The sequence below is a fragment of the Corynebacterium riegelii genome (assembly GCF_001263755.1).
Classification (GTDB): Bacteria; Actinomycetota; Actinomycetes; order Mycobacteriales; family Mycobacteriaceae; genus Corynebacterium; species Corynebacterium riegelii.
In genome coordinates, this window is the sequence record NZ_CP012342.1 from 1,608,648 (window position 1) to 1,623,552 (window position 14,905).

The 14,905-nt window shown below is 63.9% G+C and carries 11 protein-coding genes; 3 read left to right on the forward strand and 8 right to left on the reverse strand.

The window, feature by feature from the left end; genetic code table 11:
- Nucleotides 1-1,689, forward strand: coding sequence for an FAD-dependent oxidoreductase (locus AK829_RS07775; RefSeq protein WP_052205341.1), 1,689 nt, complete (start codon nt 1-3; stop codon nt 1,687-1,689).
- A 95-nt stretch (nt 1,690-1,784) separates the two neighbouring features.
- Here AK829_RS07775 and rpsI read toward each other — a convergent pair whose 3' ends face one another.
- From rpsI to eccCa, 6 genes are all read right to left on the reverse strand, one after another.
- Entirely contained in the window at nt 1,785-2,336 is a 552-nt protein-coding gene (gene rpsI, locus AK829_RS07780; RefSeq protein WP_052205342.1) for a 30S ribosomal protein S9, read from the reverse strand.
- Entirely contained in the window at nt 2,336-2,779 is a 444-nt protein-coding gene (gene rplM / locus AK829_RS07785) for a 50S ribosomal protein L13 (protein ID WP_052205343.1), read from the reverse strand. The genes rpsI and rplM overlap by 1 nt, the downstream gene beginning before the upstream one ends.
- 361 nt (nt 2,780-3,140) lie before the next feature.
- Nucleotides 3,141-3,425 (reverse strand): WXG100 family type VII secretion target, encoded by a 285-nt coding sequence (locus AK829_RS07790; RefSeq protein WP_052205344.1) that lies wholly within the window; start codon nt 3,423-3,425, stop codon nt 3,141-3,143.
- Nucleotides 3,426-3,461: 36 nt separating this feature from the next.
- A complete protein-coding gene (locus tag AK829_RS07795) occupies nt 3,462-3,779 on the reverse strand; it encodes a WXG100 family type VII secretion target (protein WP_052205345.1) in 318 nt (105 codons plus the stop codon).
- A 180-nt stretch (nt 3,780-3,959) separates the two neighbouring features.
- Entirely contained in the window at nt 3,960-4,934 is a 975-nt protein-coding gene (locus tag AK829_RS07800) for a type VII secretion-associated protein (RefSeq protein ID WP_052205346.1), read from the reverse strand.
- Nucleotides 4,931-8,635, reverse strand: a complete 3,705-nt coding sequence (gene eccCa / locus AK829_RS07805) for a type VII secretion protein EccCa (RefSeq protein WP_052205347.1) — start codon at nt 8,633-8,635, stop codon at nt 4,931-4,933. The genes AK829_RS07800 and eccCa overlap by 4 nt, the downstream gene beginning before the upstream one ends.
- Before the next feature lie 226 nt (nt 8,636-8,861).
- Between eccCa and eccD the strand changes: the two genes are divergently transcribed.
- The gene (gene eccD, locus AK829_RS07810; RefSeq protein WP_052205348.1) at nt 8,862-10,190 is read left to right on the forward strand and encodes a type VII secretion integral membrane protein EccD; all 1,329 of its coding nucleotides are present in this window, start codon (nt 8,862-8,864) and stop codon (nt 10,188-10,190) included.
- 2 nt (nt 10,191-10,192) lie between these two features.
- Complete coding sequence (locus AK829_RS07815) at nt 10,193-11,362, forward strand: S8 family serine peptidase (protein WP_052206454.1); 1,170 nt, start codon at nt 10,193-10,195, stop codon at nt 11,360-11,362.
- A gap of 18 nt (nt 11,363-11,380) precedes the next feature.
- On the opposite strand, the gene eccB is transcribed toward AK829_RS07815, so the two are convergent.
- Nucleotides 11,381-12,619 (reverse strand): type VII secretion protein EccB, encoded by a 1,239-nt coding sequence (eccB, locus tag AK829_RS07820; protein ID WP_083439797.1) that lies wholly within the window; start codon nt 12,617-12,619, stop codon nt 11,381-11,383.
- 95 nt (nt 12,620-12,714) lie between these two features.
- On the reverse strand, nt 12,715-14,889 hold the full coding sequence (locus AK829_RS07825; RefSeq protein WP_052205349.1) for a DUF6541 family protein: 2,175 nt from the start codon (nt 14,887-14,889) through the stop codon (nt 12,715-12,717).
- Nucleotides 14,890-14,905 lie beyond the last annotated feature (16 nt).

A 14,905-nucleotide genomic window follows, 5' to 3' on the forward strand; every position in this document is an offset into this window, starting at 1 on the left:
ATGAATGTCGCTTCAGGTCCCACCGCACGCGATATTGAAGTTGATGTCCTAGTCGTCGGCTCCGGTACCGGTTTGGCTACTGCGCTCTACGCCGATGATCTGGGCTTAGATGTGCTGGTCATTGAGAAAAGCGAATACGTCGGCGGTTCCACCTCCATGTCCGGTGGTGCTTTTTGGGCACCCGGAAACCACGTCTTGCGTCGCGACGGTTTCAACGACACCGTGGAACGTGGACTGGAATACGTCAACGACCTGGTCGGTGACGACGCCCCACGCGAACGCTGGGAAGCGGTAATAAAAGCGGGCCCGGCCGCAATCAAGAAGTTGGACGAGCTGACAGACCTGAACCTGTTTTGGGCAAAAGGCTACTCCGACTACCACCCTGAACGTCCCGGTGGTGCCGCTATCGGCCGTACCTGTGAGGCGAAACCGTTTGATCTGCGAAAGCTTGGGGACGAACGGGGGCGCTTCCACCCGCCAGCCATCGAAGCCTCATTCCCCATGCCGGCAACCGGCGCGAACTATAAGTACCTCAACCTGATTACCAAGCTGCCCGTAAAGGCCCTGCCGCAAGCCGCGTGGCGCACCATCCAAGGCATCGGTGGGTTGGCCATCGGCCGCGAATATGTAGCAACCGGCCAGGCCACAGCGGGTGGCTTGTTCCACGGTTGTGTAAAGCGCAACATCCCTATCTGGACCCGCACCCCAATGACTGGGCTGTTGCAGGACGACGCAGGCCGCGTCACAGGTGTGACAGCCTCCCAAGATGGCAAGGACGTCACCATCCGAGCTCGCAGAGGCGTGGTGCTTGCCGGCGGCGGGTTTGAACACAACATGGACTGGCGCCAGCGGTTCCAGTCCCCCACCCTAAAAGTTGACATGACGCTAGGAAATGACGCCAACTTTGGCGACCTGATTTCCATCGCCGTAGACCAAGTCGATGCGGAGACTAGCTTCATGGATCAGGCATGGTGGTTCCCGTCGCTCGCCCCTGCAGATGACGGCAGTAGTCCGAAGATCATGCTTGCAGAGCGTTCCCTTCCGGGATCCTTCATGGTGGATGAGCACGGCAAGCGCTTTATTAACGAGTCCACTGATTACATGACCTTCGGCCAGCACACCCTGGCGCTGCGCGAAGAGGGCCGCGCCAACGATCTCTGGTTAATCTTTGACAAGGCATATAAGGATTCTTACCTGTTTGCCTCGGAAATCTTCCCACGTATGCCGTTCCCGCAGGAGTGGTACGACGCTGGTGTGATTGTTGAAGCATCATCTCCGGAGGAGCTCGCCGCCAAGATTGGGCTGCCCGTTGAAGGCTTTGTCCAGCAAATGCAGTCCTTTAACGCGGACGCCCAGGCGGGTGTAGATACCCAGTTCTGGCGCGGCGATTCGCTGTATGACAACTACTACGGCGACCCGACGAACGTTCCGAACAACAACCTGCGCCCACTCAGCGGCAAGCTGTATGCGGCACGTATGGTGCTGTCAGATCTGGGTACCTGCGGTGGCCTTTCCACGAATGAGAACGCAACCGTGTTGCGTACTAGCGGCTCCCCGGTGCCCGGCCTCTACGCACAGGGCAACACGGCCGCGAATGTTTTCGGCACCGTCTACCCTGGCGCCGGCGCGACGATCGGCCAAGGCATAGTGGCGGGTTGGATCATTGCCAACCATGCCAAGAACGCCTAATGCAGGGAGGAGCCGACAAGCACAGGTAAGCAAAAACGCCGCCACCCAGGAAACGGGTTGCGGCGTTTTGTACGTACTGCAGTAAGTGCCAGCGATTAACGCTTGGAGTACTGCGGTGCGCGACGTGCCTTGTGCAGACCAGCCTTCTTGCGCTCCACTGCACGAGCGTCACGGGTGAGCAGGCCAGCCTTCTTCAGGGTGGTGCGCTCAGCCGGGTTGTAGATGTTCAGTGCGCGGGCGATAGCCAGGCGCAGAGCACCGGACTGGCCGGTCGGGCCGCCACCGGAGATGTTGGCCTTGATGTCGAACTGGCCCTCGCGCTCCAGCAGCGTCAGCGGGGTCAGGATGTCCTGCTGGTGCAGCTTGTTCGGGAAGTAGTCCTCGAACTCGCGGCCGTTAACGGTGATCTTGCCTTCGCCCTCGACCACGGTGACGCGAGCGATTGCACGCTTACGGCGACCAACGGTCTGGATCGGGCCTTCGTGCAGCTGCACCGGCTCAACTGCCTCGGCTGCCTCGTCCTGCTCAGGAGCGATAGCGTCGGCGATGGTGTAGTTGAACTCCTCGGTTGCAGCGGTAGCAGCGTCGATGTCGGTGTCGAGCGCCTCAGCTGCGGTTTCCTCGGTGTAGTTGTTCTGCTCGGTCATTACTGTGCCACCTGCTTAAACTCGTAGGTTTCCGGCTTCTGAGCAGCGTACGGGTGCTCTTCGCCGACGAAGACGTGAAGCTTCTTGATGGACTGACGGGAAAGCTTGTTGTGCGGCATCATGCCCTTCACAGCTTCCTCGATCACGCGGTCCGGACGCTCGTCCAGTGCGCGGCCGAGGGTCATGGACTTCAGACCACCCGGGTAGCCGGAGTGGCGGTAGCGCATCTCACGATCGCGCTTGTTGGACGAGATGTGGATCTTGTCAGCGTTGATCACAATGACGTGGTCACCGGTGTCAACGTTCGGTGCGTACTGCGGCTTGTGCTTACCGCGCAGAATGTCTGCAACGGTGGAAGCGAGCTTGCCCAGCACCACGTCGGTAGCGTCGATGACGTACCACTTACGGGTAATGTCACCGCTCTTCGGGTGGTAAGTAGACATGCATGACTCCTTAAAGTCTGTCTAGATGGCTGCCGGCCAAATCTGTTCAAACATGTGCATCTTGCTTATCGACGGCGGCCGGTGGAGACCCGACGACAACCACGCACAACACCCACACATGGGTGCCTGCACGACACACAGGTGGATAACCTTACGTCATCCGAGGTTCATCCACCAAAACCCCAAAGAATCTAAAAGAGCAGCGCCCCGCCCACCAGCCGAACCGCAGTTCATGAACGTTATGGCTAGTGTGCGAGGCGCCGCCTCCCCCATATTTTGTTGTATCCCCCCCTTTCCCCCGTTCCCCTTGCGTCCACGGCCCCCATCACCCGTGTACCAAGGGGAAGTCTGTAATGAGTGTTTAGCCCCAGCTGTTGGCTGCTGCGTTGTTGACGGCCATCATCTGGTTGTTGCCCTCATCCACAGTCTCAGCGATCTGGTTGAGGATGCGGTTGAGGTCCTCAGCGGCCTGGTCCCACTTGGCCTGGTGCGCGTAGTAGGCATCGCGGGCCTCACCCTCCCAGGTGTCCGTCATCGGCTTGATGATGTCTTTGAGGTCCCCCAGCTGGCCATTGATGCGCTGTGCGGAGGAGCGGATGTCCTGCGCGGTGTTGGAGATCTGGGCGAAGTTGTACTTGATCTGCATGTTGAAAGTCCTTCTCTACTCGTTTGCTCTGCTCGTTTACAGCGCCAGACCCGGGGTGGCGGCGATGCGGTCGATGTTGTCGGTGGTGGTCACGTCCGTGTTCTCGAAGTTCTTTGCGTTGTCACGGATGTTGTTGGAGATGTCGCTGAGTGCCTCCGTCAACCGGCGCTGGGCATCGTCGTAACGAACCATCAACTGGTCGAAGCTCTGCTGCGCGCGGCCCTCCCAGGAGCTGCGGACGGACTGCGCCACATCCTGGATGCGGTCGATTTCACGGTTGACATCTGCGTTGACGTTGTCCGCGTGGTCCGCGGTGGAGCGCATGACGTCGGCTTCGGTCTTGAATTGGCTCATGGTGGTTTCCCCCTTGTAGGTGTTAGGTGAGAACAGCCGGTATGCGATGAACTGTTCACTTATTTGGACTGGCTAAACGGCCTTCAGGTTCCATCGTTTTGCAAAAAACTTTTTGGAAATCCCGTGACCTGCTGAAACTGTGTAAAAATTTTTTGGAACTCGCCCTGTTTTGGCCTGGTTTTAGCCCGCTGCGGGCGGTGAGAATTCGGCGGAGTCGAATGCCATGCGGCACGTTGCTTGCTGCACGGTGGTCGGCGCGGTGCGGGTGTGGCAGGCCACGAAGATTTGGTAGTTGTCGTGCGGCCAGGTCTTCCACAGCACCTCGGATCCGTCGCCGGGAAATTCGAGGTAGGTCAGCGAGTGGCCATCCGTATCCACAAGCTGCGTTTCCGGGTCTGCCTCAATGTCGCGCAAGACCTGTTCAGCCATGGTGTGGGCGGGCAGGTTGTACAGCTGCTCGACCGCCATGTGCAGGCGGAAATCTGGATCCAGGCCGGTGGCGCGCCACGTGTCCTCATCCTCAGCGAGGGTAAAGCCGGCGGGCAACTCCACTCGCAGCCCGTCTTGTTCCAGCACAACTGTTTGTGGCTCAACAGGCTGGGCAGGCTCCGTCGTGGTCACCTCGCTCGTGGTCACCACGGTTGTAGCCGGCACCGGCTCCGCCTGGGCGCTCGCTGGCGGGGAGTTCCAGGCACGCATTGCCCACACCGCACCGAACCCCACCAGCACTACGACTGCCGCCAGCGCCGCACCCAGCAAGTACAGCGGCCACTGGCTGCGCTCTGCAAGCGGCTCTTCCGGCTCATCTACCAGCCAGTTTTGCTCCCAGTCCTCTTCCACTCCAAAGGGCTCTTTGGGCTCTTGCTTATCGACGTCCACGCCAACCCCCACCAACTCCTCCAAGGTCAACGCCACGTCATAGTCCGCAAACGCCGCCTCCAAGCGCGCTAAGCGTTCCGCGGACGCGGTGATGTGCACAGGCGCGCCTTCTGGAAACGGCCCGAGGACGTTTTTGGCGTAGGCGACAATTTCGTGTTCCGACGGTGCGTCGAAACGGTGTAGGTTCGCCGCCCCGGTAAACACGGTCGATCCGTCCGTTACCGTGATGCGCAGTTTTGGCTGCTGCTGGCTGAGCTGATTCATGAGCTGATTCATAGGTCCTCCCCCTCTTCATATGGTGCGGCAACCTGGATGGCGCCGACTGTTGATCCCAGTTGCACAAGCGTTGCGCGCCCCGGCGCAAGCGGGCCGGGACGAACCCCGAAGACGCTGCCCTCATCGCGCGTGCCGTCCATGACCAGTGCGTCCGGGTGGATGTCTTTAACCGCGCCCAAAAACCCGCCGAAGAGCGCGCGCGAGATCCCGCTCAGCTTTCTGGCACAAATCACGTGCAAGCCGATGTCGCGGGCGTGCGGGATGTACTCGGTGAGGTCCCGCAGCACCGCGTCGTTGACTAGGTCTAAGTCATCGATCACCAAGTACAACTCTGGGCCCTGCCACCAGGAGCGTGCTGCTAGCTCAGAGGGCGAAATGTCTGGCCCCGGCAGGCGCGAGGCCAACGTGTGGCACAGCGCCTTGACCGCGTCATCGATAGAGGTTGAAGACGCCCCATAAGCGGCGATCATGTCGTCGCTGGCGCGCCCCAGGTGTGCCCGGCGCGGGTCGAGGATCACCATCCGCGCCTCTTCGCGCGGCAGTGCTTCGATGGCGCGGATGGCGGTGGCGATGAACGTGGATTTTCCACACCCTGCCCCGCCGGTTGCAACCACGTGGCCGGAGGCGCACCACACCGGTTCCAAGTGTGGGCCACCAACGCCGAGTGGGATGGGGGTGGTTGGGGGCGACGGCGGGGCGTCGATAAGCACAAGCCCATTGACGTGAGCGGGAAGGACCTTGAGCTTTGGCACGCGCGGCTGTGTGGCGGTGACCTGGGCGATGTGGGCGAGGTCTTCCGCGGTGGTGCGGGCGATCAGCATGACTTTGCCCGCTGGAGTAACGCCGATGCCGGGGCGGTTTGGCAGGGTGGTTTGGACCTTGCGGTCAATCAGCGAGTCCATCGGCTCGGTGAGTTTCATCTCCCAGCGGGTGGCCACTAGGTCGCGGACGCCGGAGCGGACCGCGCTCCAGCGCTGGGTTGTCAGCACCAGGTGGATGCCGGCGGCCGGGCCTTCAGAGGCGATGCGGGTGAGCGGATCGCGGAGGTCTTCGAGTTTGGAGTCGGTGGCCAGCAGCGTGTGCCAGCCGTCCACGAGCAGGACCGTGTGGCGGGTCGGTTGTTGCTGGTGCTCGGCCTCAGCATCGATCACGCCGAGCAACTCATCGACAATGCGGCGCACCTTCTCCTCATCACCACGCGTAGCCGTACCTGCGACGTGCGGCAGCACCTCTAGGTCTGACAACCCGCCGCTGCCAGCATCGATAGCGTAGATCGCCACCTGGTCCGTGGTGTGCGTCAGCGCAAGCGACGCCGCCAGGGTTTTGAGCGCTTCCGACTTGCCGGTCTGCGGCGCACCCGCCAACGCCACGTGCCCACCCGAAGCACTTAAATCCAGCAGCAAGGTGTCCTGGCGCTGGTGATAGGGCTCATCCACCAGGCCCATCGGCACCTGTAGCGCGCCAAAGTTGTGTTCACCGGGACGCAGCGCGGAAAGCTCCAACTGCGCCGGCAAGGGCGGCAACCACACCTGGTGTGCCCGCATGCCCGCCTCCTCGGCGAACCTGCGGGTGGTTTCCACCACCGCATCCACCACCGTTGTAGAGGTGTCAGTCTCCGTGACCGTCTCCGGCTTTGGTGGGTTATCCAGCGCCTCCTGCTCGGCATCCCAGGCGTGGAACGGCCTCACCACGACCGGCCCCACCGGCGCCTGCGTGACCACGCTGCGGGTGACCGGCCCTGAGACGTAGGCCGCGCGAAAACGCGTCAGCTGAGGCGCACCGGCCTTGAGGTATCCCGAACCGGGCTCACCGGGCAGCTCGTAGGCGTCCGGCACACCGAGCACCTGGCGCGACTCGGCGGCAGAAAACGTCTTCAAGCCGATGCGGTACGACAGGTGGCTATCCAGCCCGCGCAGCTTGCCCTCTTCCAGGCGCTGCGAGGCCAACAGCAAATGCACCCCAAGCGAGCGCCCCAACCTGCCGATAGCCACAAACAGATCCGCAAAGTGCGGGTGTTGGGTCAGCAGCTCCGAGAACTCATCGACAACCACAACCAGCGCCGGGAGCGGCTCCAAGTTGGCGCCGCGGGCTGTACCCGCGAGCCGCTCCGCGGTGTAGTCCGTGATGTTGGCAAAGTTGCCAGCCTTGCGCAGCAGCTCTTGGCGGCGATGCATCTCACCCGACAGCGCGTCATACATACGCTCCACCAGCACCGCCTCATCCTCCAAGTTGGTGATCACGGCGCTGGTGTGCGGCAAGCCCTCACAGCCAAGGAAGGTCGCGCCACCCTTAAAGTCCACCAGGACCAGGTTCAGCTCATCCGGCGAGTGGGTGGCAGCAAGGGCAACAACGAGGGTCCGCAACAATTCCGACTTTCCACTGCCTGTTGCCCCAATGCACAGACCATGCGGCCCGGATCCACCGTGGGCGGCCTCCTTCAAATCCAGAAACACTGCCTGGCCGTCCGGGGTCGCACCGATCGGCACTGTCAGGCGCTGGCGCGTGCCTTCGCGGCCCGGCCACATCGATTCCATATCCGCCGAATCCAGCCGGTCCAACCCCAACATGGACAACACGTCCGCCCCACCGGAGCCTGCGGATTCCTCCGGGCGACGATAAAACGCCAACAGGCGGGCAAGGTGCTGCGCTTCCACATCACGGAAGTCATCCGGCACGCCAAGCGGCTCCGCACCGGTTGCTGTGTGCGCCGTGATTGTGTCCGTGCACACCAGGTGCAGGGCGTCTTCGTCCACGAAGTAGTCCGGGTCCGGGTGGATGGTGATCACGCAGTCGCTCTCGTGCGCTGCCATGGCTGCGGCCGCGGCGGAGCCTGTGTGGAGGGCGCTAGTGGGGGTTAGCGTGGCGTCGACAAGCGAAATGCGCCACTGCGCCTGCTCTGGTCTGCGGGCGTGCGGCAACCACTTTGACCAGGCAAATGGTGCACGTGAAGCGTCGATGCCCACCAATTCTGGGCCGTGGAAAAATGCCAGTTGACACGCAATGGAGGCCGCCACCTCCGCCGCGCGCGGGCCCGCCAACGTAATGGCCGGAAACGCCGCCAGCTGCACCACAATCGGCATCTGATGCACCGCGCTGACGGCAGCCACCGTGCGCCGCAAACTTACTGCACACACCGGGTCCAGATCCTCCGGCGAGCCTGGATCATCCACCTCCACCGGGGTGGCCAACGCCGTCGCGCCCGTACCCAGCCGGACCTGGAGGGCCTGTGGGTGCGTGTCACCTCGCTCCCACACCCGCTCCGAGGCAACTCCCGTAGCCAACTCGCCCGGCGCGGGGTGTACGAACGTGGAGTGTTCGCGCTGCTTCACCGCATTGGTGCGGGCGCGACCCACCAGTGCGTCCAAGTGACGCAGGTAGACGCGCCGGGTCTCATCGATGTCGCCTTTGCCCTCGGTGGGGTTGAACATGGCGACCATGCCAATCAACATCATTAAAGGAAAGACCAGCATCATCGGGCTCATCTGGCGCCCCGAGGCCACCATCAGCCCCATCACTGCAGCGATTGCCACCACCATCACCACCGGGATGAGCACCCGGATCAGCGGCAGCGGCTGATCTTTCTGGGCCGCAGGCACGGCCTCAGCGTTGAGCGCTCCCTGCGGCATCGGTGGTGGCTGCTGCTCCGGCATCAGCACACCGTGGGTGGGTGCAAGAACTGGGTTGCGGTCGCGGCCAAGCATTCTGCCTGTTTCCCCCTTTTCACAGTGCCAACAGGCGCCGATTCCCCCAGAACCGGACCCCCAAACCTGCAGGCCTTGGTGGAAGTATAAACCCAATGTGCGGCCAGCACGCATGTTTTTTAAGAATTTTGCTAGACACAGCTTCTGCGCTGGTGCATACTGATGGCCAGCTGCGCGGCTTAAAAAAGGGGGTCCGCGCAAACACTTACTTTGGGGGGATAGAACCATGGTTGCTACATCGGCGCACCACGTTGTGCGTGTCACGGTGCGGGTTTCGGTAGCGTCAACTCACCGCGACATCGATGTCACACTGCCTACCGCATCCACGCTGGCAGAGGTGCTGCCGGAGCTTGCGCGCATGATCGACATTCCGCAGGTGCACCGCCCGTGGGAGGCCACTACCGTCGCAGGTGCCCCGCTGGACATGCACACACCGCTGCATAAGCTTCGGCTTTTCGACGGCTCCGTGATCACCTTCCACCCCATCGAACCGCCCTCTGCCCCTGTGGTTCGCGACGCCGCCGAGTCACTGAGCGCTGCCGCCGAAGGTACTGGCGAGGCACGCGGGTTAGATGTTGTCGCAGGCGTTGTCGGCGCGGTGGGCATTGCCGGGATTGCCAGCTGCTTTGCTTCGCTGCCCGTCGCCTTGGCGGCGTGCGCGATGGTGGTGTTGGTAGTGGCGGCGGTGTCGCGCTCACGTGTGTTGTACGGCTTCGTGCCTGCGATCACCGCGCTTGCGGTAGGTGCGTTTGTTGCTGGACCGCGCGCCACCTGGATGGGGCCAGGAGATCTGGCGGTGGCAGCGATGAGCGGGGCGTTTGCCGCACTGACCACCATGGCGGCGGGTGCCGTGGTGCGCCTCGTTGGGCCGGCGCTTGCCGCCGCCTACTGCACCGCCGCGGTGGTGGTCAGCGTCGCCGCCTTGGGTGCGTGGCTGCCCGACCGGGACGCCCCGGCAGCTTTGGCCGTACTCGCGGGACTAGTCACCGTCATGGCTATCCCCGGCGTGGCCAGCCGCGCGGCCGGCTTACAGATCCCGCGCATCCCCACGGCCGGCGAGGAATTCACCGGCTCTGACGGCTACCAGCTGGATGTGGACGCTCGCAGCGCCAACGCGATCGCGATTGCGGACGCCATGGCGATTGCCGTTGCCATCTGCACCATCCCCGCTTTTGCTGTGATCAGCTGGCATGCGGACGGCCGCGTTGGATGGGTCTCGGCGTTTGCGTTGACCGCCGCGGGCGCTATGGGGCTGCACGCCACCCGCCACCACTACCCGGCGTCCCGAGTGGCGTTAACGCTGACCACCCTGGCCGCACTCTGCGCATTATTTGGCGCCGTCATCGTGGCCCAGGACCCACACCCTGTGTTGATCGTGCTGGCGGTACTGCTTCTGCTTGGCATCAGCACCACCCCGCTCTGGGCGCCACACCTACCCACGCTGGAGCCGACCACGGTGGTGTGGTTCGAACGCGCCGAGGCCGCCGCAATCATGGCAGTGATCCCGCTTGCGGTGCAGCTCACCGGCCTCTTCGGACTGATCCGGGGACTGTGATCATGCGCGCTCGACGTTGTGTTCGTGCGGGTGTCCTTGCCGCGGCGCTGGCAGCTCTGGCAACACCTGTGCCAGCGTTTGCCCCCGTTGCCACCGCCCAGGATTACGCCTGCGCCGTGCCCGCCCACCTACCGGCAGACATGCCACTTCCCGCACCGGGACCAGAGCGTCATGCGCTGCACCGCTTCGCCACCGGCGCCGGCGTCCGCGTAGCGGTCATTGATACGGGCGTGGCCCATCATCCGGAGCTAGACCAGCTCATTGCCGGCCGCGACTTTGTCGATGCGGGCGCGCCAAACCCGTTTGCGGACTGCGACAGCCACGGCACCATCGTGGCCGGCATCATCGCTGGCACCAGCCGCGGCATCGCTCCCCACGCAGAGATCATCAGCATCCGGCAAACCTCCGCCCACTACCGCAACCGCGTCGGCGACGCCGAGCTTGCCGAATACGCAGGCACCCTGGAAACCCTCGCCGCCGCCATCCACAACGCGCTCGATGAGCACGCACGCGTGATCAACATCTCTGTTGTCTCGTGCCTGCCGCCGGAGGTAGCCCAGCTTGTAGATATGGCACCGATTAACAACGCCTTGATGCGCGCCGAACACTCCGGCACCGTCGTCATAGCCGCAGCCGGCAACACCACCGAAGCCTGCGAGCAGGGCTTCAGCGTCATTCCCGCCCACTCCCCAACCGTGATCGCCGTAGGCGCTCGGGCCACCAACCACGCGCTTGCGGACTACTCCATTACCGTGCCCGGCCCGTTCGTCTCCGCCGACGGCACCGTGTCCTACGCGCTTGCCTCCGACGGTGCGGGCTGGGCCACCGGCACCGTCGCCGGCCGCGACCGCATCTCCCAGTACGTGGGCACCAGCTTCGCCGCACCAAGAGTTGCCGGCGCAGTTGCCCTGCTGCTGCAGCGCTACCCGTACTTAAGCCCACACCAGGTGCGCGAGTTGGTGTTCGCCGCCGCCGAACCCGGCCACGGCGCGATCGACCCGCTGCGTGTTATCTCCCAGCTGCCACCCGAGGTGCTTGAGGAGCAAGACCCGTTGATCATCACCCCAGCGGCGAAAGAGCGCTCCTTGGCACCCGGGCGCGCGCTTATCGCACTGGCCGCCGCGCTGCTGCTCGCAGGCGTAACGACGATCGCGCGCAGCCTCCGGCGTTAGTACCGGCCCAGTACCCGCCTAGTAGGTGGCCGTCAGCGCGGCTTCCCGCGTCAACGCCTCGCCCTCGGGCAGCAGGGCGAGCAGCCCCCACGGCACGGTGTCGATGCGCGCCACGCCGACGGTCTCCAACGTTAGGGCCTCGGCGGCCGCATGGCGCAGCCCGTTCGCAGAGACCACGTGGAACCCGAAGCCGGAGTCCACGCCCACAGACCCCGAGTGCAGGCCCGCAAAATGCGTTGCCGCTGCGGTACCGGAAAGCTGCACCGCCCCGCGCAACGCCTCCTCATAGGACACGGCCCCGGCGCGGCCCTCCTCATCCACGCACACGGCGCGCCGCGCGGGATCCACCCACATCGGGATCTGCTCCGGCAGCCGCAGGTCAAAGGCTGGCTCCAGGTCCGGGTATGAGGCGAGTTGGGGTTGGGTGATGTGGGTGGGGTTCACGCCGGCGTCGATAAGCAAAAGCTCCTGGAGGCGAGTGATTGGCTGCACCGCACCATTGACAAGCAGCCAGGCGCCGGCCGGGGTGCGCACGATCTGCGGCGCAGGGTGCGGCAGCACATATGGTGGCAGCTCTTTGAGTGCGGTGATAAGCGACGGCGGCGGGGACCAACGCGGCGTGGTCGCACTGACGCCCAGGCCGCGGCGGATGATGCGGCCTTCCGGGGTGGTTGGCGGCGGCAACTGGGTCCGGCCCGCGGCGGTAACCACCCACTCGCGGTTATCCGCCACGGCCAGCACCGCCTCCGAGGGCAGCAATGATTCCGGCGCTTGATCGGCGCGCACCACCACATCCGTACCTGCCTGGCAGACGGACCAGAACTCATCCTCCGAATCCGCGGGCGCAAACACTGCAGGCGCGGACACGATCCCCACTGGAACGCCCTTACGAAGCTGCCCCAGCGACTGATCCCCCACCCGCGCCGGCTCCGCGGCAGAGCCCGCAATCAGGCGTGCGGACGCCAGATTGGTCACCGGGTGCGCAACCCCATCCACCTGCACGAACAGGGACCCGTCGCTGGCACGCAGAATCGGCGCCTCGCCCGGGTCCGGGTTTGGACGCATCCACGCAAACAACCCCATCACCCCAGAGACCAACAACACCGCCACCATGCCAAACACCATGGCGCGGCGCCGAGATGACAGCGGATCATGGATCATGCGAACGTCACCGAAAACAATGCCGTGCTCTACTCGCCTGCGCATGAAGCGGTGGCCAGAAACCTGCGTTTTGGTGGTTGGCAACAGTTTTGCCATGGTTTGTACCCCTCCCCGATTTCCCCCAATTGCAATATCGCAATTGCAGTAGCGCTCATCCTACCTCGGCGGGTGCGCGGGCGTGCCGCGATGGGTTAAAAACTTGCGCCGCTTGCCGCGCTCGTGCCGCCTGCAGGCTGAAGCTGTGGCAAGGCATCGGAGCCGTTCTTGAGCGCGTCTGCACGCATCTCCTTGATCTCCGCCGGGCTAAAGGCCGCGTTGACAGCGAAGATCACCACACTGCCCTTGCGATACACCGGGGTCACGCCGTGCGAGGCCCACAGCCCCAGCTTGGCTTCCTGGTTTGTGCGCTGGAAATGCCAGAAGGATGCCGGGCTGTCCATGTAGAAGTTCACATCCAACGCTTCCACAGCCTTGTCCGCAATGTTGGTGGCACGCGGTTTGCCGCGCAGGCCCTCGCCGATGGCATCTACGTTCCAGTACGTGATGTCGAAGGCGGTGCCGCGCCCGCCCGTGGGCCACAGGTAGTGACGCGACATGGTGGGCACTCCGTTGTAGGCGTACATCCAAGAGTGCCCATCCGCCGGGTCGCCCATGGTGTAGCCCTCAAACGCCTTCGGCTGGGTGGCAAGCCAATCAAAGGCAGCTAGGTCATCGGCGCTGACCATGCGACCGCTGCTCCGAGAGGCCTCGAACGACTCCTCTGCACCTGCGACCGTCTCCGCGCGCACGGCGGGCACCGCCACCGCGCCAAGGATTAGGGCCAACGCCACGGATGCCGCCGTGGCCGCAGATGTTGCCGCTCTATTTTGGGAGCGCGCCGCCAACGGCGCCAGCGTTACCAGCCGCACCATCGCCGCCAGCGCCACCGCCACCGCGGCCACCACGCACATCACCACCGGCAGGATCAACCGGTGCGGCGTGTTGTAATGCAGATTGCCCAACACGTTGAGCGCGGTGCCGAAGCCGTTATCAAACTGGTCAATCGCATTGACCGCGGCGCACAGGCTGATCGCGTACACCAGCACCGGCCACACCTGACCGCGCCAAAACACCATCACCACGGCACCGATCAGGGCGAGCCACAGCACCGAAACCGCGTCCGCTTGGGCAAAGTTGGGGAAGAACTGATCCACGTGGCGCGTCTGCATGTAGAAGGCAGCCGCCCAGGCATCGGTATCTTTAAACGCCTCGTCCGCACGCCAGCCCGACACTTCCTCCGCCTGCGTGGAGCCCGCCAGGATTTGCGGCAGGAACACCACCGAGGCCCCCAGTGCCGGCGCGCCCAGCCACAGCAGGTCACTGATCCGGCTGCGCGCGGGCTTGATTACTAACGACGCCACCCACGCCAACGCCACACACACCACCACAACAGTGACCGCCGAAGGGTGCGCGCACAGCACGCCTAAGAAACCCAGCGCCGCCGGCAGCGCCGACGCATGGTGGAACGGCACCCGCAGAAACAGCCACACCACGGTGCCGGTCAGCGTCATGGCAAACAGGTAGGGCCACATGCCCACGTAATCAGACACCCACAGAATCTGCGGTGCGCCGTACACAAGGGCCGCGGCAAGGCCCGCGGCAATCTGCGCCGTCAGTCCCCGCGAGCGCAAAAACGCCAGCACCAAACACGCCATGCTCATCGGCAGCGCAATGCCAGGCAGCACGATCTGGCTGATGTTCAGCGCCGGAATCGGCTCCAGGCCGGCGGCCTCAGCAAACAGCGCCACGCCCGCGTGGAAGCCAGAGGGGTACAACAGTGCCGCGTGGGTCTCGAGGTTCTGCAGCTCGCCCATCCTCGTTGGGGAGGCCACACCCGTTTCCATGATGAAACGCACTGCGTTGGCGTGCCACTGCACGTCCCAGCCCTGCACGATGTTGTCTACGCCGTTGGGTAGGCGGCGCAACCACCCCAACCTATCGGTGATGCTCATCCATGCACCCACCGCCACGCCAAGGCCAGGAAGCACCCACGCTGGGTCCAGCACGCTGCCCGCGCGCCAATCACCAGGGAACAGGGCCCGGCGCCAGCTCACCTCGCCGCTGCGGCGCCGCGCCCTACGCGCAAACGCATAACGCCACGCTGCCGCCGCGGCAAGGGCGAGCACCCAGCTGACCGTGAACGTCCATAAGTTAAACGGCGCCGTGGTCAGCCCCCACATCCAGGCAGACATGCCGATCATGCCGAAGCTGACAGGCAACGTCGCCGCCACCGCAGCCGGCACGCGCATGCCCGCAACCCAGTTGACTACAAAGCCGGGAAGCATGAAAAAGACGACCGCAAACCACACGGCAGCAGTCGACGTCATGGTTTCCTCCAACTAG

Bases quoted from the DNA above. Each gene is read 5' to 3' on its own strand.
- AK829_RS07775 (WP_052205341.1), top strand. From the start codon at position 1: ATGAATGTCGCTTCAGGTCCCACCGCACGCGATATTGAAGTTGATGTC.
- rpsI (WP_052205342.1), bottom strand. From the start codon at position 2,336: ATGACCGAGCAGAACAACTACACCGAGGAAACCGCAGCTGAGGCGCTC.
- rplM (WP_052205343.1), bottom strand. From the start codon at position 2,779: ATGTCTACTTACCACCCGAAGAGCGGTGACATTACCCGTAAGTGGTAC.
- AK829_RS07790 (WP_052205344.1), bottom strand. From the start codon at position 3,425: ATGCAGATCAAGTACAACTTCGCCCAGATCTCCAACACCGCGCAGGAC.
- AK829_RS07795 (WP_052205345.1), bottom strand. From the start codon at position 3,779: ATGAGCCAATTCAAGACCGAAGCCGACGTCATGCGCTCCACCGCGGAC.
- AK829_RS07800 (WP_052205346.1), bottom strand. From the start codon at position 4,934: ATGAATCAGCTCATGAATCAGCTCAGCCAGCAGCAGCCAAAACTGCGC.
- eccCa (WP_052205347.1), bottom strand. From the start codon at position 8,635: ATGCTTGGCCGCGACCGCAACCCAGTTCTTGCACCCACCCACGGTGTG.
- eccD (WP_052205348.1), top strand. From the start codon at position 8,862: ATGGTTGCTACATCGGCGCACCACGTTGTGCGTGTCACGGTGCGGGTT.
- AK829_RS07815 (WP_052206454.1), top strand. From the start codon at position 10,193: ATGCGCGCTCGACGTTGTGTTCGTGCGGGTGTCCTTGCCGCGGCGCTG.
- eccB (WP_083439797.1), bottom strand. From the start codon at position 12,619: ATGGCAAAACTGTTGCCAACCACCAAAACGCAGGTTTCTGGCCACCGC.
- AK829_RS07825 (WP_052205349.1), bottom strand. From the start codon at position 14,889: ATGACGTCGACTGCTGCCGTGTGGTTTGCGGTCGTCTTTTTCATGCTT.